Here is a 22,420-nt window from a genome sequence, read left to right as displayed (position 1 = left end):
ATTCTCATGGCTATATTCACACCATTTTTCATACATTTCAATATACCGCTCTTTGATAATACATTTAGAAGTAAAATATAAATAATATCCTGCAACTTTAAAAGAAAAATATTTAGGCATTTTAATCTTCCATATATTTCAAACAACTTTTTAAATATTTTTCTGAAATAATTATTTCAATATCGTCCATATTAGTTTCAATTAACGTGCCATCATGTTTAAAGACAGCAGCACCATACCCGTTATTTAAATTAAAAACTCTTATTCCTTCAGGAATCTTTTTAAAAGCAAAACCATTAGCAATTACATCGGCTTCATCGGCAATCTTATATAAATCAGGCATATCTTACCTCCACTTTTTGAATTGATGATAAAAATTTTTCGGTATCAATATACAAATTTTCTAATATCGGAATTAAATCAATATATTCTTCTTCAAACTCAGAATTATGAGCATATTTAGCAGAAACGACAAGATAACCCTTATCCCAAGTAACAACATCTCCATATCTCTCCAATGAATAAGGTGCTATAAACTTTAATCGTTTATCCCCGAAAGAAAATATTGTATAAGAGTCTTCATTACTTAAATAAGCCGTATTTTCTTTTTGCATAAACTAATTATAGCATAAAAATACAGAACCGACAAGTCCGGAATCTTTAGATATCTAATACACAAACTTATCGTCTTCATCTTTTACTATAGTAACTCTTCCCCGTTCCGCTTCATTTTTAACTCGGGCTAAAAAGTGGTCAACGGCATTATTTAAATCCCTCTTAAGAACAGGCCCCATATACTGCTCTTCATCGAGAACTAAGGCTGCCCTGCTTTTAGACATATTCGCCAATATTACCTTTCTGAATTCTTCACTTTGTTTATGTATTAAAAGAGCCAATTCCTTATCGGTCATAGGAGAGATTAGATATTGAATATGCTTTGGATACATATTTATAACATCATCAAGGGTAACAAGTTTGCGTTTTATAGTTTCGGTCAGATTCTCATCTTCAAGATTAAGAGAATCCAAGATGCTTGAGCCGGTCTCATAATCGAGTTTGCGTAAGATATCGGCCAATACGGAAACACCGTCAACAGAGCTTGTGCGGTTTAAATTTACGTCGGCAAGTTTCTTTTTTAAGGCCTCACTTACCTGAGTAAGAACTTCAGCATCTATTTTTTTAAGTTTTGCAAGGCGTAAGACAATGTCTTTTTTTTCGTCTTCATCTTCGATAGAACTTATATAGGCCGCAGCCTGCTTAGGCTCCAACTGGGAAAGAACTATAGCCTTTGTAGCAGGAAGCTCACCTTGTAAAATTCGCGTCAAACGGTCATTATCCATTCCTTCAAGATATTCAAAAGGTTTAGGCATTTTAGGAGGAACAGCAGTTTCAAGAATCTGTTCGGCCTTGGCCTCACCGAAGGCTTCAGTTAAAATGGTTTTAGCCGTATCGACACCGCCTAAAAGATTTTTGTTTTTATTATAGATATCGTTAAATTCGTTTAGAATATCATAGGCTTCTTTTTTATCTATTGATTGAACCGTAACAAGCTCTGCTACAACCTTGTCTATTTGCTCTTTGGTAAGCTGGCGTAAAATATCGGCAGCCTGCTCCGCTCCTATTATAAAAAGGAATTTAGCAACTTTCTTATAGGGACTTTCTTTTCCGGCGCTTTCGGCAACGGGGACTTTTATAAGCCCCTTCTTTAGCATTTGACTTTCAATATCGCTCATAAAAACCTCGAAGATTATTATAGCACGGATTAGCCTAAAAGAACAAGTATAAGATGAAATTATCAATATTTTCATTAAAACTCAATAGTCAATTTTGTTAAGTTAGCCCCTCTAGTATCGCAAATTCAAAATTTTATCTCGCCGTATTTAACTTTTGTTTTTTCTATCATTAAGCAGACTTATGGATCAATTGAAACCCATGCTATCTTATATTTTTTTATATAGTTTTTTTCAGATAGGCCTATTTTTTTATCCGTAATAATATAATGAAAATCTTTTAAATCACAAATTTTGTATAATTTTGATTTTTCAAATTTACTGCTATCTGCCAATAAAAACCTTTGTTGCGATTTTTCTATATATGTTCTTTTTAACTCAACCTTCGCTATATTTGGAGTCCGAATCTCAAATTTATCGCTAATAGATTGGGTTCCTACAAAGCAGGCATCTATTTCAAAATCTTTAAGCATAGAAACAGCCATAGACCCACAGGTCAAAATATTTTCATTTTCAATAATACCGCCTAGCATTACAATCTGAAAGAATTGTTTTTCTGCTAAAACACAAGCTATCTTTAAATCATTAGTTATAATAACTAAATCTTTAATTGAACTTTCAACTAAAAATTTAGCAAGTTCATAATTTGTAGTGCCTGCATCAAGAAAGATTGTCATTCCGTTTTTAATAAACAATAAGGCCTTTGCTGCAATCTTTTTCTTTACCGGCAAATTTTCCTTTTTTCTTGTAGAATATAATTTATCATGTAATAAAGATTCTTTTGAAAGTGCTCCGCCATGACTTTTTAAAAGTAGCCCCTTCTCTTCAAGAATGTTCAAATCTCTTCTAATAGTCATAGGTGTTACTTTAAATTTTTCCGCAAGGGCTTTTACATTTAATTTTCCATATCTGTTTAAATCTTTTAAAATTAATTCTAATCTTTCTTCGACATACATAAATAATTCCTGTTTACCATTTTTATAATTATAGCATATTTTTTCTTGTTATAGAATATAATTATGTACAATAAACAACACTTAAATGCAATAACCTAGTCAAAATATTAAAAATTTGCCTTAAAATATGAAAATATTAAGTATTTAAAAAAGTCTTATGTTTAAAAAGTCGATGCTAATCTAAGAACTCCAAACTCCTTATGCTTCAAAGCTTCAGCTTTCGTTATTTTTCCATTGCACACATGTAAAATTTCTTCAAATAATCTTTCTCCGGCATCATGGATAGATTCTTTACCAAGAATAATATCGGAAACATCAAAATCTATATTATCCTGCATCGCTTCAAATGTATTCTTATTACCGGTAAGCTTAATTACCGGAGCAATAGGATTTCCTGTCGGACTGCCTCGGCCTGTAGTAAAAATAATAACTTGAGCACCTCCAGCTACCATACCTGTAATCGATTCAATATCCTGTCCAGGTGTATCCATTATAAATAAGCCATGAGAGTCAGGAATATCGGCATAATCCAACACGCCTTGAAATTCTTTCGTCCCTGATTTATGAATACAGCCTAAAGATTTTTCCTCTATAGTAGTAAGCCCTCCAACAATATTTCCGGGTGTAGGCTGACTGCCTCGAATATCAACCCCAAGACTCATTGCCTTTTTTTCACAGTTACGTACCAATTCCAAAATTCTCTTCGATATTTCTTCCGTTTTTCCTCTTTTGGCAACAACGTGTTCTGCCCCAATAAATTCAGTCGTTTCAGATAATATACTTGTTCCGCCCAGTTCAACCATTTTATCGGAGCAAATGCCGCAAGTGGGATTAGATGCCAGCCCCGATGTCGTGTCGGAACCGCCGCATTCCATACCTAAAATAATTTCAGAAATATCACAGCATTCCTTTTGCATAGAGGAAATTTCTTGAACAAATTTTCTGGCAATCGATACACCCTTTGCATAAGCATTCAGCGTTCCTTTTTCTCCCTGAATTGTCAACATTTCTACAGGTTTTCCGGATTCCTTAATACTCTCATAAATGTCTAAAGGTTCAAGGCCTTCACAACCTAAGCCTACTACCAATACGGCTCCGACATTTGGATGTAAGCATGTATTTACAATTGTTCTTCTTGTCAAAGTGAAGTCAACACCTAATTGGCAGCATCCATATGTATTATTGATGAATGTGGTTCCTTCAACAGCTCTTGAAATATCTTCAGCAACTTTATTTGAACATACACTTGTTGCCAAAACCAGTACGTGATTTCTGATACCGACCTTACCGTCTTTTCTTCTGTAACCCATGAATTTCATTTTAAGTCTCCTCTTCCTCTTTTACTTTCTAAATTGTGAATATGAACATGTTGACCAATTAAAATATCTTTAGTAGCCCTGCCTATACTTTCTCCATATTTAATTACATCGCTTTTACATGCAATATCTCTTACAGCAGCTTTGTGACCGAAAGGAATATCATCCTTTAAAGTAAATTCCTTTAAAAGTTTCTTACCCGATAAATATCTTACCGTATCTCCTTTTTTCAGATCGGTTATAGCCGTAACAACATCATCGCTATCAGTAATAATAATTGCATTTATAATTTTGTTTTCTTCCATACTGTTTACTCTTTTTTATTATATAAATTTTTTTCCTACACTCAAGGCATAGAATAAATCTTCTTCATTTGCGATTCCTTTCCCTGCAATATCAAATGCAGTTCCGTGGTCAACGGATGTTCTAACAATCGGCAGACCTAAGGTAATATTCACTCCATTACCAAAAGCCAATAGTTTTAATGGAATGTGCCCCTGATCATGATACATTGCAACTACAATATCATAATCACCTTTATATGCTTTTAAAAATACAACATCGGGTGAAATAGGGCCGTCCACATTCCAGCCTTTTTTTTTCGCTTCATTTATTGCAGGAAGAATTTGTTCTATTTCTTCACTCCCGAAAAGGCCGGATTCACCGCTATGAGGATTTAATCCTGCCACAGCAATTCTTGGATTTTTAACTCCCATCTTTTGTAAACCATTTTGAGCCAACTCGATTGTATCAAAAACTCTTTCTTTTGTAGCCCTCTCGCAAGCATTTTTTAATGAGCAATGAGTTGATACATGAATTACGGATAATTTTTCACTCCAGAGCATCATTGCATATTTTTTAGTATTTGTCAATTTTGCAAATATTTCCGTATGTCCCTCATAAGCATAGCCTCCTTTGTTTAAAGCTTCTTTATTTAGCGGAGCAGTTACCACAGCTTTTATTTTACCCTCCAATGCATCGTGAATAGCTTTCTCTACATACAAGTAAGCACATCTTCCGCATATGCCCGACACATTTCCTATGGATATGCTGCTGGTATCTAAATCGACTACATTTATAATATTGATTTTTCCTTTTTGAAATTCATTCGGGTTTGTTATCAAAGAAAAATCAGAGGTAAGATGTAATATATTTTTATAATACTCGAGTATAGATATACTTCCATACAGAATGACCGAATTCTTGTAGTCTGCATACTTATCCAACATTTTCAAAGATATCTCAGGTCCTATCCCGGCCGGATCACCTATGGTAATTCCTAAATAATTCAAATTATCACCTCCTTCATTTTCAAAATACACTTATCAATAGTATCTTCTTCGCCAAAGGAACCTGCTTTTGTCATTATAACAAGCCCCTTGTATAACCCATCCAATAATCGTGAAGCAATAACACCAGGTGTAACTTCATGTAAAATTTCAACACCTTGTGTATTTAAATTATGCATAATAGATATAGCCGTATCACCTCCCGTTAAAAAAAGACCTCCTATTTCTACATCGGCAAGTATTTTTTTTGTAATTTCGCCTAATATGTTTCTAACAATACCTGCCGTCTCTTGTTTAGTAATGCCTTTTTTACTTGCATAATTGACAACTTCGTTAAAAGATGTTTCGGAAAAACAAGAGGTAATAATCAAATCTTGATTTTTCTTTAAAACTGAAACGGCATTTTCAAATACGGAATCATAAATACCTGATTCCATAATCTTAGGAATATCAAGTTCCAATATATACCGCCCCTGTTTTTTTGCATAATTTAACTGTTCAATGCTTTTTTGACTGGTACTGCCGACAATTACCAGCGAAGGCTTTTGCGGATATAAAACATTAAAAATTCCTTCAGCCAAACCTGCCGAGCCTATCCATAATGTTTTTTTAGTATTTGATAATCCGATTTTTGCTATTTGCTCCATATCTTCAACAGTGCTTGCATCAAATGTATAATATAAACAATCAGCATTTATGATCGTATCTTTTGAATACAATTCCGTCAAACTTATATGCCGCACAGGACTCCCTGAAATTTCTTTTAATATATCAGTTATGTTATCGGATACTATGGGATTTATAGGATCTCTTACAAACTCGGTTTCCATAAGCCGTGTATTATGTATTTTCTGAATTCCGTTTTGAGTAGTCCGACCAAGTTTTGGAAGAGCCGGAGCAAACAAAACTACCTCAGGTTTATATACTTCTACTATGGCTAAAACCTCATCTACAATATTACCCCGCAAAGCTGAATCTACTTTCTTATAAATTATATCAAATTCATGTTTAGAAACTAATTCTAACATATTAGATTTGAGCTTTTTATAAGCATCTTGTTTTGGTATAGCTCTAGTTTCAGTATCAAACACCAGACACTTGTCGCCGGCATCAACGGAAGATGAAGAAAAAACAACCTTGGTTGCGAATCCTCTTTTTTTCAACTGCACGCCTGTATCGTTTGCTCCGGTAAAATCATCAGCAATGATTAAATATTTGCTATTCTTGTTTTTCATAATGCCTTTTTTTCACGTTTTGCCAATACGGAAACCAGCAATGGACATAAAATAGCCGTTACGATAATAGCAGCAGCGATTTGTGCAGTAGAAACTTCAACATACGGCAATAAATTAGAATCCGCTAAGGCCAAGACGGCGGGGGTTCCGACAGCGTTTCCGGCAGTAGTTCCTATTGCAGCTGAAACGGCCGTTCTTTTTCCTTTATTGTAAAGTGCAGAAATAAAGTAGCCGCCTAAACCTGTCAGTAATGTACAAACTACACCAAGAACAATTCCAGGAAGTCCTGCTCCCACAATAGACTTAAGATCCAAACCAGCCCCTAAAGGAAATGCAAAAAACGGTATCAAAACAACTGTTCCTTGAGCCAAAAATTTTCTCATATCTTCGTCCAAATTTCCTAATATAAACCCTATAACAATAGGAACCAAAACAGACACAAAAGCAATAAAAGGAATATTGGCTATCCCGGTTATTCCGAAAGCGAGCATAGTAAAGAAAGGGCCGTCATTTAATGATAAAACACTTACAGCACCTACATCGGATGAATCTCCATACTCACCGGCAAGAGCTGCATACAGTCCTCCATTTGAATTTGTAAGAGCAGCAACGATTGCAAGCGGAGTTATACCCAAAATTCCTGCCATACCGAAAATCTTATTAATCAACCAGCCAAGAAGAGCTCCCAAGAAAAATTTGATTGCTGTCAAAGCGATCCCTTTTATAAGAGGCCGGCCAACTTGCTTTACATTGATTTGAGCGCCGTTACATAAAACAAAGAGAGCTATTAAAGCAATAGCACCTTGTTTAAACAGCGCAGTGGTAAAGCCCCCTATTTGAAGTGCACCGGGAACAAAAGTATTCATAATAGCCCCTATAAGCAAAGGAACAACCATTAAACCGCCTGGAATTTTTTTAATTGACGACAAAATTTTCACAATAACCTCCAAAATTTCACAAAAAAAACATTTGTGTTTTTATGTTCTTTTATGTGTTTTTATGTGCTTTAATTTATGCTAACACAGCTTTTCAGATCTGTCAAGTAAAATTTTAAAAAAAAATTTAAAATTTATTTTTCTACGCTCTTTATATAAAATGATTTTCGTTGAATGGGACTTGAACCGAAAATTCTGACGGCTTCTATATGTTTTTTTGTACCATATCCCTTGTGTTTTTCGTACCCGTATTCCGGGTAAAGCCAAGAATAGCGCATCATCATTTTGTCCCTTGCAGTCTTTGCTAAAATAGAAGCAGCCATAACCTCATACACGGAGTCATCAGCCTTTACCAGAGCCTTAATCGAAGAACAATTTTTAATACCGGGAATGGAATTACCGTCAACAATAATATCCGGTTCTATAAATTTATAATTATTTAGTTTACAGAATTCTTGAAGTTTTAAATAAAGGCATTCATAAGCTCTTTCCATTGCCAAAAAAGTTGCCTGCAAGATATTTATCTCATCTATTTCTTGATTTGATGCCCAGCCTATAGACCAAAGAACATTTGGGTCGGCATATATGGTTTTACGCACGGCTTCTCTTTTTTTTTCTGTCAGTTTTTTTGAATCTTTTAAAATTGAAACATCAAAGTCTTTTGGGAGGATAACGGCGGCTGCCGTAACGGGGCCTGCAAGAGGGCCTCTTCCCGCCTCGTCTATACCGCATAACATTACGGCTCTCTCTCAATTGATTTTGAAAATCCTCTGACAATGGGTTTATATTTAATATCCATTCTTGAATTCTTATTATACCAAACAGCGGTATCCTTATTTGCAGTCTCTTCAGGCAAACGGATAAGATTAAGCTTTCCTAAAGATATTTCGGAATTCCAAGCCTCTAAAAATCTTGCGGTAAAATTCGGGCTAAGTGAAGCATTTAGATTATCAAGCTCAATAATCGAATTTGAGGCTGAAATTGCTGCAACCGAAAATCCTTTTCCTGAAAAATCCGTATTTTGAAAAACAGCCGAAGAGTTATTTATGTTAAACATAAGGCAGTGCTTTGTCTGTTCCGAAATTATCTTGGTATCCGATATATCCAAATGAGAATAAACGGAATTTAAAATAGGGCCGCCTTCAAATGCTTGAAAACTTACATTATTAAGTTTTATACTTGCCTTATCTGCATAAATTATCGGAACCTCACGCGGCTCATCAGTTCTTTCTCTTCTAAAAAGATTGCAATTTTCAATTTCAAAATTCGCACCTATTACAACAAAACCTGAATTTTTTGAAAAATGAATTGAAGTCTTTTGACCTACGGACTCAATTTTAATATTTCTTGTTATAAGAACCGCATCATTTAAAATACAATCACCTCTTACATATATTTTCCATTTTTCGGAACTTATCTTGTTTTTTTGTAAAATAGATGCTTTATTTATATAATCTACAGCCTCATAAATAGAGGAAAACGGTTTTGAAGGATTTCCGTCAGAATTTTTACCTTTATAATTAGTATCTACATATACGGCATTTTTATCTATTATGAATTCTCTTGTAATATTTGCACTCTTATTTCCGGCTTCATCCTTACTATAAATATTTACGGAATAAGCTGTTTTTTCACCTACAGAACCGATTAAAACAATCTCGTCCTCCGAGGATGAGGTAAAAATGGGAGGCTCAATTTCAACTACTGTTTTTGCACCGGATGCGGATTTAATTTTTATTTTTACATCCGAATTTGTCGGAGATAATAAAGGAGTAAAGGAAACTTCAGGTTTTTCGGGAGGCAGCTTGTCTATAGTAAAGGCAGTTTTAAACTCTCCATGAAAGAGACCATCATAGAAAGCTCTTATTTTAACGTCAAAAAAACGTTCTTCTTTTATTCCAACATCGAAGGTATGGGAAGCTTCTTTTTCGAATCGAGAAGAATCTTCATCGGGATAAAGATAAGTATTGCCGTCTCCGACTTCAAAAAAATAAGTATAACGCTCATCATCAAATTTAAGCTCAATATTTCTATTTACAGGTAACTTTGGAACTGAGTATAATATAGGTTTTTTAGGCAAAAATATTTTATTTACATTTTCTTCATTTTCTTTTGCCCAGTATATCATAGTATCTTGAGTTCTATCAATAAAAATAGGACCGTCATAAATGTTTAAAAGCTGAGACACATCGGGGAGTGAGTCTTCGTTTATTTCTTTTATTAAATAATAAACAGGATCATCGGAAGCAAATTCCAAAAAATACCAATTTAAAATATTGTACTCAAGGTCTTGCTCAGGTTCTTCATTTAAGGCTGCCTTTACGGAGGCGTTTACGGCCGCCTTAGATATTTTAGGAGACGGAAAGCCGTCAGGGGATACTTCATATTTTATTACCTTTTCGGTAATAGTTCCCGATTCCGTTACTGCTTTTATTCTAAGCTCTATTTTTCCTTCTTTTTCAATGATTATAGGCCCCGTATACATAAGGCCGAATTCCAAAGGATCAGTTCCGTCAATAGAATATATAATTTGTGTCCTAGGCGGGGATTGAATTATAAGTTGTTGAATCTCATTCCAAGTTCCAGCCTGAGGGCTTAAAACATTTAAAAGTTTTTTTTCTTCTAAGGGCTCAGCAATCAAATGAACCGGTCTCGTCATTTTGCCTGATGCTCTTTGCGCCCAAACACATAGCTCCGTACCGAAAGGAAAAAACGGACTTTCTCCTTTTTTTAATTTAAAATTTGAATATAAATTAGTAACCGGATTAAAAGCTCTACAAAAAACGGAAAGAGATTCTTCCTCATTATCAGGATATTTTATGTCAAGGCTTACACCGTCTTTTTTATAATATTGTTTTATTTCAAGTTCATCCGATTCATAGCAATTTAAATCTAAAACAAAAAAACTAAATGCCGCTATAACAAAGCCTAATTTTAAAATGAAATGAATCTTAACTTTTTTCAATTGATTATTCCTTTAAATACATCTCTTAAAGCAGGATTTTTTGAATAATAATTTTCTTCCAGTTCTTCATTCGAAAGACCGACTAATTCATGGCTCATATAATGAATCCATAAATTATCTTTTTCGGTGTAGATGTCATGTTTTCGGCACCAATAATCGGGATGATGCTCATACTGTTCCTTTTTATTATGAAAGTATTTATAATCATGGACTGCAATTTTTATATTTTTTCTTTTTAATCCCTGTTTAACCAAATCCGTTACAAGATAATTTACCGTTGCTCCGGAATCAAAAATATCGTCTACCAATAAAACAGAAGCATCGGGTTTTAACTTACTTGGAGGAAATGTCCAACCGTCAAGTATAACATCCGTATTATCATGCACACCTGAATATGAGTGAGCAACAACCGTGGAATATAAAATTTTTTTTTCATCTTTATAGGCAATTTTAAAAAATTCGCTTATTACATTAGCTAAATAAGCTCCGCCCCTCATAGAGGCATAGATAATGTCGGGAATATATTTTTCATCATACATTTTTCTTGCAAGGATGAGACCGTTATCTCTTACAGTGTTATAGGTTAAAAACTCTTTCATAAGATTCTCGTTATATTTTAAAATTGTATCATATTACTGCATATTTTTCAATATAGTTTTTAGTTATTTTTTTAAAAGAGAATCTATGTACTCTACAGTCTGATGTGCTGTAGTTTCCCAATTATATTGTTTTACCCAGTTAAGGCCTTTTTCTATCATTTCTTTTCGCTTTACTGCATTTTTATCACAATCGATTAAAGAAGAAATAGCTTTTGCAATTTCTTCCGGTTTTTTTGAGTCAAAAAATAATGCCGAATCTCCTGCAATTTCGGGAAGAGCTCCCGCTTTTGCACAAGCAACCGGAACACCGCAGGCCATGGCCTCAATAATGGGTAGACCGACTCCTTCGATCATAGAAGGAAACACGCAAAGGTCTGCTGAGGAATAAAGCTGGGGAAGACTTTCATGGGGAAAATAACCTGTAAGTAAAATATCCGAAGAAAACCCCGATTGTAATACAGCATTATGAACAGACTCGGAATTATTTCCGTCAGAACCTGCAATTACCAGGCGATGAGAAGAACCTGTTTCTTTTTTAAATAAGGCAAAGGCCTTTATTAACTCTACATGACACTTTTGTTCATGAGTCATGCGGGAGGCATAAATTATATAAGGCCTTTGAATTGCAAAGGGTTGTATTAAGACCCTGTCTTCATAATTTGTAATAGGCTTAAAGAGGGAGCTATCAATACCGTTGTATATTACTTTTATGCATGAATCAGGAACACCGAATTTTGCCAAATCTTTTTTAATATATTCCGTAGGACTTATTATCCCTAAAGCATTTTTTAGGGTTCTTTTTAATCCCATTTTTGCAATAGCTCCTAAGTCTGCAGATAAAAGGCCTTGAATAACCAAAATAGACGGAACCGTAAACGCAGGCGGTAAAAGTTCTACCCCAGAAGGATAAATTACGGCCTCATACCTTTGTTTTTTTATAAAGGAGTTTAAGTTTTTAAAATGCCAAAATTTTTCCGAAAGTCTTGTATCGGAAATATCTATTCCTGTAAAAGAAACATAATCTATATCGGATGTATATGTATACTTATCAAGTTCGGGACCAAAAAGCTCGAATTCGTAATCATTTTTAGGCAAATTTTTTACAATGGACAGTATATAAGAGCCTATACCTGAGCGGCCGTGATCACATCCGAACGCATCAACTCCAATTTTCAAAATAAATTCCTCCGAACATGAACAATTATATCATAAATGATAATTTTATTCTACAAGTACATAAATTTTTAAGTTTTATTGTCCCGCCGCTTTTTTTAGCAATAATGTATCGCCGGCCTTATTATGCTCACTTATAGTTTTTGTAAAAATATGCTTTCCGGTATCAGGGTCTATCAGTCTAAAATAAAAATAATCCGTACTTTCAGGATTACACGCCGCGTTTAAAGCAGTAAGGCCGGGATTGGAAATAGGCCCCGGCGGAAGACCCGCATGTATGTAGGTATTATAAGGACTTTCAATTTCCAAATCTTCATAAAAAAGACGTTTAGGATGTTTTTTGTTTTTAATTTCGGTAATTATGTATTCAACGGTTGCACATGATTGAAGTCCCATGTTTATTTTAAGTCTATTGGTAAAAACACTTGAAATTATGGGAGCTTCTTCAGGAAGCTGATATTCTCTTTCAATGATGCTGGCTAAAATTACTTTTTTATAAATTTCTGAAAAATCTTTAGGAAAATTCGGAATAGATGAAGTTTTTTCAAAAAAAGTTTTTATAATCATTTTTATCATCATCTCAGGAGTGTCTTCCTCTCCGAAAAAATAGGTATCGGGATATAAAAAACCTTCGGCCGTTTTTGCGTTAATTCCGTTTTTTTCTAAAAATTCCGGATCAGTAGTTATTGCAATAAAGTCTTCAGCTTTTATAAGACCGGTATTTTCGAAAAGCTGAGCTGTTTTTTTTAGAGTTAAGCCCTCAGGAATGGTAAGTTTTTTAAGGGCTTGAGAACCTTCGGTAAGTTTATGCAAAATATCCCGTGTCGTCATTTCGGGCTTTATTTGATATGTGCCGGCTTTTATATTAAGTTTTTTAAGCCTAAGATAAGCATAAGCATAAAGCTCCGAACGTATAAGATTTTTAGCTTTTAAATCGCTTATAACCGTTTTTGCGGCAGCACCGCGGTTTACCTTAAATGTAACAACGGATTCTAAAAATTCTAAAGGGGGATTATTCAGTCCTAAAACCAAAAATACAGTACCGGCAAAAATTAGACAGGCGGAAATACATAAAATTATAATGATAATCTTTGATTTATTTTTCATAAAATTCCTTTTTTATTATAAATCGGTTTATAATAAAACGGTTTTATTATAAACCGGTTCTTTCAAAGAAAGCCTCTGCTTCTCCTATAGTCATTTTCCTGTAAACATAAGATTCGGCAAATTCCGAAAGCCTCTCCAATACCTTAGGGATAGAATCGGCATTTTTTCTAAAATAAAGAGCCAAGTACTTTAATTCATCATCTGAAAAAATATATGACGGTAATTCGGTTTCAATCATATTAAAAACGATGTTCCTTCTTGAGCTATAAAAATTTCGATATCGGGCGCACTGGAACAATCTCTGTACCAGTCAGCGGTCTGCTTTAGAGAAAAGACTTTTTTATCCTTATATGTAGGTTCATGATGAAAAAGAGCTATACTTTTTATATTCCAGCCGGCCGCAAAATCGATTGCAACGGAAAAAGTAGAGTGTCCCCAACCTTCTTTTAGAATTGAATCGGTAAGGGTGTACTGAGCATCTATTATCAACATCTCTGCATCGGTATAAAATTCGGCATTTTGTTCATTACGTTCAAAATCCCGCGGACGAAGTTCAGTATCTGTAGAATAAATTATTTTTTTCCCGTTTTCGATTATAGAATAGGCGGTACAACCTCCCGGATGACGTACTCTGTGCCAGCCTATCTTAGTATCTCCAATTTCAACATATTTTTGATCAGGCTCAATATATTTAAACTCAAAGGAAGCACCGAAGCCGTCCTCCCCAAGCATCGAAATAGGAAAATACGGGTATTTCATTTGATCTTCTAAAAATTCTTTTGCTTTTTTTCGGGTACTGTATACTATAATTTTATTTTGAGGATCGAAGGCCGGATTAAAAAAAGGAAGACCTTGAATATGATCCCAATGAAAGTGAGAAAAAAATAAATGATAGGTTCTGTTTTTTCCGTAGTCAGGCCTCTTCATTAAATCAATTCCCAACTCCCTTATTCCCGTTCCTGCATCAAAAATCAAATGTTCACCGTCTTTGGTTTCAACCTCGACACAGGATGTATTGGAACCTATTGTACCGAAGAGCCATTTTGGAAGAGAGGCTAAAAAACGCTCCCTTGAATCCTGACTTTCGATGTCTTTTAGAGTTATCCTTTGAACTACAGCTGCAATTTTACTTTGAACTTGAGACGGTGTAAGAGGAGCCGGAAGAGACCCCCTAACACCCCAAAATTTTACAAGCATAAATACTCCAAAAATTCTTCCTTAAAATTTTACTCTACTCTTCGTTTAATACAAGGTTCAGCTTTTCTCCTTGTAAGAATCTTTTCAATTTTTTCGGCAGAATAAAATTCACCCTTTCCCATACCGGGACAGTATCGGGCATTTATATCCCACATATCCTTTGAACTTAAAATCGAATTCCAAAACGGAAAATCCGAACATTGTCTAGGTCTGGCAGTATAAGCCTTACATCCCTGATCCCAAAGTATACAGTCATAATTGGATTTTTCTTTTAAGGATAGGTACTCAAAACCGTCATCCTTGGGAACCCAGCGGCAATATACTTTTATAAATTCATCTTTCGGCATATAATTCCACTCTAATAATCTCGAAAGGTCATTTTCGGACAAAAACACAAATCCCGGATCAAATCGGCAACAGGCCGAACATCTTGTACATGAAAATTTTAAACCGTCTTTCCAGAATTTATTATCCATATCCAATAGTATAAAACAAAAAAGGGATTGTTTCAAGCTCTTTTTTATCAAAAGATTTAAAACAATCCCTAAAATGGGGAGTCAAGGATTCGGACCTTGGAAGGCATAGCCAACAGATTTACAGTCTGCCCCCTTTGACCGCTCGGGAAACTCCCCATAAAAAGCCAACTTAGGGATTCGAACCCTAGACCCCGAGATTACAAATCACGTGCTCTGGACCAGCTGAGCTAAGTTGGCATAGACAACGAAGAAAACTTTACTCTATATACCGAATTTTGTCAATAGGTTTTAACGGGTTTTAATGGATTTTAAAGGAAATTTTTAAGATAATTTTGAGTACGGTTATCAAAAACTAAGGTTTTTAAAGCTTTTCTGATTTAATTTTTTATAAATTTGATTTCCCCATCGGAACCGGCATATAAAAGGTATTCCGTATCCGGCCTAAAATTACGTAAACTTACGGTTTTTATATTTACATATGAAAAAACTTTTAAAAGATAGGGCGAAAACATAGTATACTTATATAGCGTTTTTATAAGAGACTTCTCTTCATCCGAAAAAAAAGAATAATCGTAAATTGCAGGATACCCCTTTCGGTTATAGTAATCGAAAAGTTTTACGCCGGTACCGTACTTTGATTCATTAGAAAAAAGCCGATACGGAAATACTACTGAACCTGATTTAAAAGTAAAAACTACACATTCAAGATTAAGCTCCCATCCGTGCCAAGCTCTTTCATAGCTGTTTATAAGATATCCTCTCGGAGTAAAAAAAGAAATAACGGCACTGACTGTCTCGGTATTTTGTCCGAATGTTTTTATTACCGTTCCCGTATTATGAATATCTAAATTTGATTTGGAAAGCTTTTGCTTGATATAGCCTAGTTTATAATTATAAAAACTTACCGACCCAAAAATTATAAAAAACAGGGATGAGACGGATAAAAAAATAATTAAAAATCTTTTTTTTCTCTTTAACAAGGCTATTCCTTCCCAATAAGTTTTAAAAAAGCCTCTTCGGTTATGATAGCGGTTCCTAATTCTTGGGCTTTTTTGTTTTTAGATGAACCGGAATCAGGCGTATTGGTTACAAGATAACTTAAGCCCTTTATAACAGAGGATTTTACCGTTCCGCCCTTTTCCTTCACCAAGGCTTCAGCCTGAGACCTTTTCATCGTGTTAAGTTCTCCTGTAAAGCAAAAACTCATACCCTTTAAAACGGCACCTTCTTCTGAGGTAAGCGGAAGTTTAATTTTTATAAACCCCTTATCTATCAATCCTGTCATTTCATCTTTTAAGACTGAAAGATTGGTTACCAAAGTATGGGAGAGGACTTGACCGAACTGGTAGACATTTGCAAAGTCGGCTTCCGAGGCAGCAAGAAGTTTATTTAAATCATCAAAACCAGCTTCTTCAAGCTTTTCGACCATAGTCTCGCCTATACCTTCAATATCGAAACCTGCTATAAATTTAGTTAAACTTATTTCTTTTTTGGAATGAAGAGCCTTATAAACCTTTTCGGCTGAAAGCTTTCCCATGCGGTCTAAAGCAGACAGTTCTTCAACAGTGAGGGTATATAAGTCCATAATGGAATTAACCCGTCCCATCTCAAAAAGCCTTTTTATGAGGGTAATACCGAAATCCCTTATGTCAAGAACGCTTATCCATTTTTCGATTCGGTGATGAATAAGTTTAGGACAGCTCATATTAGGACAATAAAGCCTTGATCCCTCATTAGTAAGAGGGGTTCCGCAGACGGAACAGACTGCAGGATATTCTATTTCTTTAACATCCTGAGGATTTTCTACAAGGGCTTCTATCTTAGGAATTATCTCTCCCCTCTTGGTTACCACTACCCTGCTTCCTATTTTCAAGTTTAAAGCCTTGATTATGTTCGGGTTTGCAAGGCTCGCTCTTTTTACCGTAGTACCGGCAATGCGTACAGGCTCGATAAGGGCTATGGGCGTATAGGTAGCCCCCGATTCGCTCCATTCGATTTCTTTTAGAACGGTAATAGCTTCTTCCAAGCTGAATTTAAAGGCTATTTGTTTTTCGGGGCGGGCTCTTTTCATGTCATCAGGATCGATTGTATCGTTTTTGATTACGAGGCCGTCTATGTCATAGTCCAATGAAGGGCGGATATCCATAACATGAGCCCTATATTCTATTACCTCATCAATGCTTTTACAGTATTTTACTTCAACACAATTAAAACCCGCTTCTTTAAGCCAGATGAGTTTTTCGGACTCGGTTTTAAAGGGAGCTTCTCCTGTAAAGGGACTTCCTATACTTCCTTGAACGGCATCATAGGCAAAGAGGTTTAGGTGCTCGCACAATTCTCCGTTCTTTTTTTTCATAAGCCCGTTTGCGGCATTTCGGCAATTAGCCTTATCTTTAAAATATTTTTGATGAATGGAACGGAGCATTATAACCTCGCACCTTATTCCGCCGGAAAAGGGTTTAGTCCCATCGGCAGGCCCCGCATTTACAGTAATGTCTTTTATCAGCCCTTTCATTTTAAGCACATTCTCGGTTATATCATCCCCGATTTTTCCGTCGCCTCTGGTAACGGCACGCACGAACTGCCCTTCTTCGTATTGAAGCTCAAGGCTTGCTCCGTCCATTTTATATTGAACGATGTATTCTTTAAAGGGCATCTTTAAAGCCCAAGCCTCAAATGAGGGCGGATCGGCGGCCTTTTCTTGGCTTCCCATAGGGATAATATGTTCCGATTTTGTAAAACCGTCGGTAGATTCTACAGGAACGGTAAAAAAAAGTTTATTTTGAGGGTCTAAGGCTTTTAATTCGTCCCAAAGAGCATCGAATTCAGCATCAGAGATTTCAGGCTGGGCATTATAATAAAGGTTTTGATGTTTTTTTATGGTCTTTTCAAGGTCTAAAATTTTTTTTTCTTTTTCTGGTAACATAACTGTTTTCAGCATAGCATAAATTTAAGAATTATAAAAGATGTAGATACCGATATTTTAAACTCCCCAAGAATGTAAAAATTTTTGATATGTAAAAATAAAGTATAATTTAATATAGATTGCCAATTTTCTCTTTTTGTGATATATTGTGAAAAGATGATAAACTTAAAAAATCGGCTTCAACATATTGAAAAGACTCTCGATTATTTTTTACCCGAAAAGATAAGCTCTTCGTGGATTTCTCAAAGTTTCGGCGAATCAGCTTACGGCTTGCCGGACGGCTTTTTTTTGAATATCATCAATCCTGTAAGAGATTTGGTAAAACGCGGAGGAAAAAGGTGGCGCCCCCTTCTATGCGTTCTTTCATGCGAACTTGCAGAAGGCTATCCCGAAAAGGCCTACCCCCTTACCCCCCTCATCGAGTTTTGTCATACGGCAAGCCTTGTCCATGACGATATAGAGGATAAATCCGATACCCGCAGAGGGGCTCCTGCGGCTCACATAAAATACGGGCTTGATACGGCTTTAAATTCCGCCTCATGGCTTTATTTTGAAGCCCTTAATCCCCTGATCAATTACGGGACTTCCGAATCGGTAAAGGCCGAAATATACTCGCTTTACTCGCAAAATTTAAGAAGGCTTCATTTAGGGCAGTCTATGGATATAGGCTGGCATTCAAATCCCGATATAATTCCGTCAGTCGACGAATACATAACTATGATAAGCCTAAAAACAGGTTCTCTTGCAAAATTGGCAGGAGAATTGGGGTTTATAGCTGCCTGTAAACCTATCAATGAGGTACTTGAATACGGAAAACTTATGACAGATATAGGAATAGGTTTTCAGATATTGGATGATGTAAAAAATATTACTGAAGGCAATGCCGGTAAAAGGCGGGGAGATGACATAGTTGAAGGCAAAAAAAGCCTGCCCCTAATTTTTTATACTGAAGAAAATCCGGAAGGTGCCGAAAAAATAAAACTTTTATTTAAACAGGCTGCAAAAGAAGGGATAGAATCTCCTTCAGTAGAAGTCTGTATTGAGGCTATTTGTTCTTCAAAGGCCGTAAAAAGGGCTGAAGAGTACGGAAAAAAGATTGTAGAAGCTTCATTGATAAAGCTTCAAAATAATTACAAACAAAACGAAGCAAAAGAACTTATCTTCGATTTGTTTAACACGATATTGAGGTAGAAAATGCAAGAATCGGCTCAATTTTTTAACGATACGGGAGTGAGCATGTCTATGCAGGGCTTTCACAATGAAGCTATAGCCTGCTTAAAAAAAGGGCTTGCCCTTGAACCCGATAACAGCCTTATGTGGCTCAACCTAGGCTTGAGCTACTATGCCGCTAAAAGGCAAAATGACAGTAAGTTTGCCCTTTTTCAATCCCTAAAATATAATCCCTATGAGGCTGACGCTTGGGATTCATTAGGGCTTGTTTTATTTGAAACGGGAGACATCGATCAGGCAGAAAGAGCCTTTGAAAGCGCTATAAAACTGGAGCCCGAAAACGGAAGGGTTTGGAATAATTACGGAACGGTTTTGTTTAATAAGGAAAACTATAGGGCTGCACGGAGAGCCTTTGAATCGGCCGTTACACTTGACCCTGAAATGGGGGATGCGGTTTTTAACCTGCGTGATACATATCTTGAATTGGGAATGAACGATTTGGCCGAAAGATGCAATAAAATTTTAAAAGAGATGGATTATCAAGAATAAATAATGAATATTTTATATATTGCCGAGATTACAGGCAAGGCCGGTGTATGGCTTGTAAAAACACAACTTTCAAATTTAAAAGAAAAATACAAGGCCGATTTTGTTATTGCTAATGCAAATTCGGCTACAGGCTCGGGAGGGCTTGGAAAACAGCATGCCGTCTACTTAAAAAAATTAGGCATCGACTGTATCACTTCAGGAGATTTAATCTTTCAAAAAAAAGACCTTGTGGATGACCTTCCTAAAACACCCCATGTTTTACGTCCTTTTAATTTGCCGTCGGAATCTCCCGGTAATGGGTGGAAGATTTTCAATTTAAAGCCGAACAAGAAAATAGCCGTCATTTCAGCCATAGGCAGAATAGGGCATCATAAAATAATGGCTGAAAATCCATTTACTGAAACCGAAAAACTTGTTTCCCGATTAAAAGAAGAATCGGACATAATCTTTTTAGACTTTTCCTCTTTTGCAACTGCCGAAAAACAGGCACTTGGCTTTTTACTTTCAGGTAAGATTTCAGCCATAATCGGCTCAGGAACAAGGGTGCAAACAGCCGATGAGTGTATTTTAGAAAATAAAACCGCTTATATAACGGATGCAGGCAGAACAGGAAGCCTTAATTCGGTCGGCGGATACGCAATTGAAGATAAGATAAGAGAGTACCGCACCTGCCTTCCCGATTTCGGAAAAGACGCTTGGGCACGCCCCGTTCTTCAAGGCGTTTTTGTCAAAACCGATGATAAGGGAAAAGCGATAGAAATAAAAAGAATTTTTGAGGAGTCGGAACTTTGCAAAGACACGGAATAGTTACGTCAGTTTGGACTGATAAAAACAATGTAGAAAAGATAAACATAGATTTGGATAATTCAAAAACCGAAAACGCCTGTTCCATAAAACAAAAAGATTGCTACACAGTAAAAAGCTGTGCAACCTGCGGAGGCTGCGGTTTTGCCGGCAAAAATAAGGAAAAGGGGCTTTTTGCTGTCAGCGGAAATAAGATTACGGCCTTAAACAATAGCGGGAAAAATTTAAAAAAAGGAGACTTAGTTATTGTAGAAATTAAGGAATCCCAAACAAGAATTCAAACCATTTCTTCGGTTATTCTTCCAATACTTTTAGCCTTTGTTTTCAGTTTGAGTTCCTACTTTATTTTTTATACCGAAAAAGCCGTTGTAGGAGGCCTTTTTTTAGGGCTTTTAACGGGAAGTGCCCTAGCCTTTTTATTAAAAAATAAAATGGGAGATAAGGCACTGCCTCAAGTGATAAGCGGTTAATTTTACGGGTTAAATACTCCGGGTTGAGGAGCCCTGATTCTGACCAAGGCTGTAAAGGCATCAGAGTTCAAGCTCATAAACTGCTCTATTGAAGTTTCTTCTCCGCTTTCATACACATCAATATGAAAATTGCCGAAAACGTCAAAATAAGGGAAAAAGGCTGCAATATGATGATATTGCCTAAGAGGCGGATTTCCTTTTTCCGAGCTTACAGCACGACTTACTGCTCCCAAATAAAAATGTCCCGGCTCGCTTATAGCAAGATAATAAAGGAGGGCTTGCAAATAAGAAGTCTGATAACCCGCAGTTTTTTCATATCCCTTAAACGAAGCAAAATCTTCTTTTACATTCTTTTGCTTTATGGGAGGCACAAGAGCAAAGGGTTCAATCGTAACGTCAACGCCGGAACCTATCGGCTTTACAGTGCGCTTTACATTTAAACTTAAAGCTGCAGCAGCCAGATTACGTATCCACTCAAGGCCGAAATAGAGTTCTCTTTCTTTGTAGGGCTTAGTAAAATAAGTATCAGGCACATCGGTTTCGGTTTTAAGGCTTTTAATAAAGATACCCTGCCCTGCTATTGGCCTAATCATCCCGTCTACTATCCATTTGGCAAAACCTGAACAGTTTACTCCGCCCTTTATGTCTTTAAGCCTCTGATCGGGCCGAATGGCTTTAACAATATCATCCTCAGTTTGAGCTTTCCCGTCCCTTAAATGGACAGGCTTTCCGAATTCATCAAAGGCTCCGTCTTCGATATAAACCAAGGTGTTTAATCTGTCCCTAATCGTATCTGAAGCCGCTTCCACACCGTTATAAAAAATCGGCGGATTGAAGATGTCCCAAGGAAGCATATCCTTTGTAATGTCCCTTAATTTTAAAAGCGGTAAATAATATAAACTCTCAAAAGGAACACCTACGGAAATATCTTTTCTGACATAAGTATTAAAAAGGCAAATACTTATAAGAGATTTATCTTTTGATGATGAAGGCCTTATGTTTAAATAAAGTTCGGGATTTTCACGCGGATAAATTCTAATACAGTCGGGTGCTCCGGTTTCATAATTTCTGTATAAAATCCATGTCCCTTGTGGAACCTTTTCGAGGTTTGAAAACTCGGTATCTATTGGACTTATAACTACGGCAAGGAGATTTTTTTCTTTTAGATATACTGATCTTATTTTAAAAAGGTTCCCGGCAGAATCCGCTTCAATGTGTAAATGTTTAGAAGCAATTTCTTCAGGAGCATCTAAAAGCCATGATCTTGCAATATCCCTTCTAACCAAGGCGGAATCGGGCACTCGATCTAAAGGAACAAGAGGAATAAGCCCCTCATCAGCCTTTAAAAATTCGCTGTCATATGACTCCTTAATCTCATCATCAGGATAAACGGCAAAAAACGAAAGAGAAAAAAACAAAATACAAATATATCTTTTAAAGTTTATGCTAAGCCTGCCCATGTTCATAGTATCGGATAAATTGATAGGGAACTTAACTTAACTTGGAGGATATAAAAATTAGCT

General features: G+C 35.9%; 24 protein-coding genes and 2 tRNA genes. 4 read left to right on the top strand and 22 right to left on the bottom strand.

The features are described 5' to 3' along the window. Positions 1 to 121: 121 nt before the first annotated feature. From E4N74_RS04935 to ligA, 21 genes are all read right to left on the bottom strand, one after another. The gene (locus E4N74_RS04935; RefSeq protein WP_255806378.1) at positions 122 to 343 is read right to left on the bottom strand and encodes a DUF7723 family protein; all 222 of its coding nucleotides are present in this window, start codon (positions 341 to 343) and stop codon (positions 122 to 124) included. Continuing rightward, positions 336 to 614 carry a DUF7724 family protein gene (locus E4N74_RS04930; RefSeq protein WP_255806377.1) on the bottom strand — a complete coding sequence of 93 codons (279 nt, stop codon included), beginning with the start codon at positions 612 to 614 and terminating at the stop codon, positions 336 to 338. The genes E4N74_RS04935 and E4N74_RS04930 overlap by 8 nt, the downstream gene beginning before the upstream one ends. Before the next feature lie 54 nt (positions 615 to 668). Continuing rightward, positions 669 to 1,733, bottom strand: coding sequence for a flagellar motor switch protein FliG (locus E4N74_RS04925; protein WP_044979805.1), 1,065 nt, complete (start codon positions 1,731 to 1,733; stop codon positions 669 to 671). A gap of 179 nt (positions 1,734 to 1,912) precedes the next feature. Continuing rightward, complete coding sequence (locus E4N74_RS04920) at positions 1,913 to 2,686, bottom strand: DeoR/GlpR family DNA-binding transcription regulator (RefSeq protein ID WP_255819122.1); 774 nt, start codon at positions 2,684 to 2,686, stop codon at positions 1,913 to 1,915. Between the two features lie 161 nt (positions 2,687 to 2,847). Further along, entirely contained in the window at positions 2,848 to 4,005 is a 1,158-nt protein-coding gene (locus E4N74_RS04915) for a UxaA family hydrolase (protein ID WP_044979315.1), read from the bottom strand. After that, the gene (locus tag E4N74_RS04910; protein WP_255806374.1) at positions 4,002 to 4,307 is read right to left on the bottom strand and encodes a UxaA family hydrolase; all 306 of its coding nucleotides are present in this window, start codon (positions 4,305 to 4,307) and stop codon (positions 4,002 to 4,004) included. Before E4N74_RS04910 ends, E4N74_RS04915 begins: the two co-directional genes overlap by 4 nt. An 18-nt stretch (positions 4,308 to 4,325) precedes the next feature. Then, positions 4,326 to 5,294: a 4-hydroxythreonine-4-phosphate dehydrogenase PdxA gene (pdxA, locus tag E4N74_RS04905; protein ID WP_044979804.1), complete on the bottom strand. Its 969-nt coding sequence runs from the start codon at positions 5,292 to 5,294 to the stop codon at positions 4,326 to 4,328. Then, positions 5,291 to 6,526: a four-carbon acid sugar kinase family protein gene (locus E4N74_RS04900; protein ID WP_255806372.1), complete on the bottom strand. Its 1,236-nt coding sequence runs from the start codon at positions 6,524 to 6,526 to the stop codon at positions 5,291 to 5,293. Before E4N74_RS04900 ends, pdxA begins: the two co-directional genes overlap by 4 nt. Next, positions 6,523 to 7,464: a 2-keto-3-deoxygluconate permease gene (locus E4N74_RS04895; protein WP_255819120.1), complete on the bottom strand. Its 942-nt coding sequence runs from the start codon at positions 7,462 to 7,464 to the stop codon at positions 6,523 to 6,525. The genes E4N74_RS04900 and E4N74_RS04895 overlap by 4 nt, the downstream gene beginning before the upstream one ends. A gap of 131 nt (positions 7,465 to 7,595) precedes the next feature. Beyond that, positions 7,596 to 8,198, bottom strand: coding sequence for a ribonuclease HII (locus E4N74_RS04890; protein WP_255819118.1), 603 nt, complete (start codon positions 8,196 to 8,198; stop codon positions 7,596 to 7,598). Continuing rightward, on the bottom strand, positions 8,198 to 10,426 hold the full coding sequence (locus tag E4N74_RS04885) for a chitobiase/beta-hexosaminidase C-terminal domain-containing protein (RefSeq protein ID WP_255819116.1): 2,229 nt from the start codon (positions 10,424 to 10,426) through the stop codon (positions 8,198 to 8,200). Before E4N74_RS04885 ends, E4N74_RS04890 begins: the two co-directional genes overlap by 1 nt. Then, entirely contained in the window at positions 10,423 to 11,025 is a 603-nt protein-coding gene (locus tag E4N74_RS04880) for a phosphoribosyltransferase (RefSeq protein ID WP_044979308.1), read from the bottom strand. Before E4N74_RS04880 ends, E4N74_RS04885 begins: the two co-directional genes overlap by 4 nt. Positions 11,026 to 11,088: 63 nt before the next feature. Further along, positions 11,089 to 12,201 carry a glycosyltransferase family 4 protein gene (locus E4N74_RS04875; RefSeq protein ID WP_044979307.1) on the bottom strand — a complete coding sequence of 371 codons (1,113 nt, stop codon included), beginning with the start codon at positions 12,199 to 12,201 and terminating at the stop codon, positions 11,089 to 11,091. Between the two features lie 75 nt (positions 12,202 to 12,276). Further along, entirely contained in the window at positions 12,277 to 13,305 is a 1,029-nt protein-coding gene (gene mltG, locus E4N74_RS04870) for an endolytic transglycosylase MltG (RefSeq protein WP_044979306.1), read from the bottom strand. 46 nt (positions 13,306 to 13,351) lie between these two features. Next, positions 13,352 to 13,543, bottom strand: coding sequence for a hypothetical protein (locus E4N74_RS04865; RefSeq protein WP_044979305.1), 192 nt, complete (start codon positions 13,541 to 13,543; stop codon positions 13,352 to 13,354). Continuing rightward, entirely contained in the window at positions 13,540 to 14,502 is a 963-nt protein-coding gene (locus E4N74_RS04860) for an MBL fold metallo-hydrolase (RefSeq protein WP_255806369.1), read from the bottom strand. Before E4N74_RS04860 ends, E4N74_RS04865 begins: the two co-directional genes overlap by 4 nt. A 29-nt stretch (positions 14,503 to 14,531) precedes the next feature. Beyond that, on the bottom strand, positions 14,532 to 14,978 hold the full coding sequence (locus E4N74_RS04855) for a YkgJ family cysteine cluster protein (protein ID WP_044979803.1): 447 nt from the start codon (positions 14,976 to 14,978) through the stop codon (positions 14,532 to 14,534). 74 nt (positions 14,979 to 15,052) lie between these two features. Further along, positions 15,053 to 15,134, bottom strand: a tRNA-Tyr gene (locus E4N74_RS04850). Between the two features lie 6 nt (positions 15,135 to 15,140). Further along, positions 15,141 to 15,215 (bottom strand) — tRNA-Thr (locus E4N74_RS04845). Between the two features lie 140 nt (positions 15,216 to 15,355). Beyond that, positions 15,356 to 15,958, bottom strand: coding sequence for a hypothetical protein (locus E4N74_RS04840; RefSeq protein WP_044979303.1), 603 nt, complete (start codon positions 15,956 to 15,958; stop codon positions 15,356 to 15,358). Positions 15,959 to 15,960: 2 nt separating this feature from the next. Beyond that, positions 15,961 to 17,904 carry an NAD-dependent DNA ligase LigA gene (gene ligA / locus E4N74_RS04835; protein ID WP_255819114.1) on the bottom strand — a complete coding sequence of 648 codons (1,944 nt, stop codon included), beginning with the start codon at positions 17,902 to 17,904 and terminating at the stop codon, positions 15,961 to 15,963. Positions 17,905 to 18,060: 156 nt separating this feature from the next. On the opposite strand from ligA, the gene E4N74_RS04830 reads away from it, so the two are divergent. The 4 genes from E4N74_RS04830 to E4N74_RS04815 are packed head-to-tail and all read left to right on the top strand — an operon-like array spanning position 18,061 to position 20,897. Further along, a complete protein-coding gene (locus tag E4N74_RS04830) occupies positions 18,061 to 19,095 on the top strand; it encodes a polyprenyl synthetase family protein (RefSeq protein ID WP_255819111.1) in 1,035 nt (344 codons plus the stop codon). A 3-nt stretch (positions 19,096 to 19,098) separates the two neighbouring features. After that, positions 19,099 to 19,623 carry a tetratricopeptide repeat protein gene (locus E4N74_RS04825; protein WP_002671188.1) on the top strand — a complete coding sequence of 175 codons (525 nt, stop codon included), beginning with the start codon at positions 19,099 to 19,101 and terminating at the stop codon, positions 19,621 to 19,623. 3 nt (positions 19,624 to 19,626) lie between these two features. Beyond that, entirely contained in the window at positions 19,627 to 20,430 is an 804-nt protein-coding gene (locus tag E4N74_RS04820) for a TIGR00282 family metallophosphoesterase (protein ID WP_044979301.1), read from the top strand. Beyond that, positions 20,412 to 20,897, top strand: a complete 486-nt coding sequence (locus E4N74_RS04815) for a SoxR reducing system RseC family protein (protein ID WP_044979299.1) — start codon at positions 20,412 to 20,414, stop codon at positions 20,895 to 20,897. The genes E4N74_RS04820 and E4N74_RS04815 overlap by 19 nt, the downstream gene beginning before the upstream one ends. 2 nt (positions 20,898 to 20,899) lie before the next feature. Here E4N74_RS04815 and E4N74_RS04810 read toward each other — a convergent pair whose 3' ends face one another. After that, positions 20,900 to 22,363 (bottom strand): hypothetical protein, encoded by a 1,464-nt coding sequence (locus E4N74_RS04810; RefSeq protein ID WP_255819110.1) that lies wholly within the window; start codon positions 22,361 to 22,363, stop codon positions 20,900 to 20,902. Positions 22,364 to 22,420: the final 57 nt, after the last annotated feature.

This window comes from Treponema putidum, assembly GCF_024401155.1.
In the GTDB taxonomy this organism is placed as follows: Bacteria; Spirochaetota; Spirochaetia; order Treponematales; family Treponemataceae; genus Treponema_B; species Treponema_B putidum.
The sequence above is the reverse complement of the archived record's forward strand: the minus strand, read 5'-3'. Positions and strand labels throughout refer to the sequence as shown.

Excerpts from the sequence above, each read along its gene's own strand:
- E4N74_RS04935 (WP_255806378.1), bottom strand. The coding sequence starts at position 343 with ATGCCTGATTTATATAAGATTGCCGATGAAGCCGATGTAATTGCTAAT.
- E4N74_RS04930 (WP_255806377.1), bottom strand. The coding sequence starts at position 614 with ATGCAAAAAGAAAATACGGCTTATTTAAGTAATGAAGACTCTTATACA.
- E4N74_RS04925 (WP_044979805.1), bottom strand. The coding sequence starts at position 1,733 with ATGAGCGATATTGAAAGTCAAATGCTAAAGAAGGGGCTTATAAAAGTC.
- E4N74_RS04920 (WP_255819122.1), bottom strand. The coding sequence starts at position 2,686 with ATGTATGTCGAAGAAAGATTAGAATTAATTTTAAAAGATTTAAACAGA.
- E4N74_RS04915 (WP_044979315.1), bottom strand. The coding sequence starts at position 4,005 with ATGAAATTCATGGGTTACAGAAGAAAAGACGGTAAGGTCGGTATCAGA.
- E4N74_RS04910 (WP_255806374.1), bottom strand. The coding sequence starts at position 4,307 with ATGGAAGAAAACAAAATTATAAATGCAATTATTATTACTGATAGCGAT.
- E4N74_RS04900 (WP_255806372.1), bottom strand. The coding sequence starts at position 6,526 with ATGAAAAACAAGAATAGCAAATATTTAATCATTGCTGATGATTTTACC.
- E4N74_RS04890 (WP_255819118.1), bottom strand. The coding sequence starts at position 8,198 with ATGTTATGCGGTATAGACGAGGCGGGAAGAGGCCCTCTTGCAGGCCCC.
- E4N74_RS04880 (WP_044979308.1), bottom strand. The coding sequence starts at position 11,025 with ATGAAAGAGTTTTTAACCTATAACACTGTAAGAGATAACGGTCTCATC.
- mltG (WP_044979306.1), bottom strand. The coding sequence starts at position 13,305 with ATGAAAAATAAATCAAAGATTATCATTATAATTTTATGTATTTCCGCC.
- E4N74_RS04865 (WP_044979305.1), bottom strand. The coding sequence starts at position 13,543 with ATGATTGAAACCGAATTACCGTCATATATTTTTTCAGATGATGAATTA.
- E4N74_RS04860 (WP_255806369.1), bottom strand. The coding sequence starts at position 14,502 with ATGCTTGTAAAATTTTGGGGTGTTAGGGGGTCTCTTCCGGCTCCTCTT.
- E4N74_RS04855 (WP_044979803.1), bottom strand. The coding sequence starts at position 14,978 with ATGGATAATAAATTCTGGAAAGACGGTTTAAAATTTTCATGTACAAGA.
- ligA (WP_255819114.1), bottom strand. The coding sequence starts at position 17,904 with ATGTTACCAGAAAAAGAAAAAAAAATTTTAGACCTTGAAAAGACCATA.
- E4N74_RS04830 (WP_255819111.1), top strand. The coding sequence starts at position 18,061 with ATGATAAACTTAAAAAATCGGCTTCAACATATTGAAAAGACTCTCGAT.
- E4N74_RS04825 (WP_002671188.1), top strand. The coding sequence starts at position 19,099 with ATGCAAGAATCGGCTCAATTTTTTAACGATACGGGAGTGAGCATGTCT.
- E4N74_RS04820 (WP_044979301.1), top strand. The coding sequence starts at position 19,627 with ATGAATATTTTATATATTGCCGAGATTACAGGCAAGGCCGGTGTATGG.
- E4N74_RS04810 (WP_255819110.1), bottom strand. The coding sequence starts at position 22,363 with ATGAACATGGGCAGGCTTAGCATAAACTTTAAAAGATATATTTGTATT.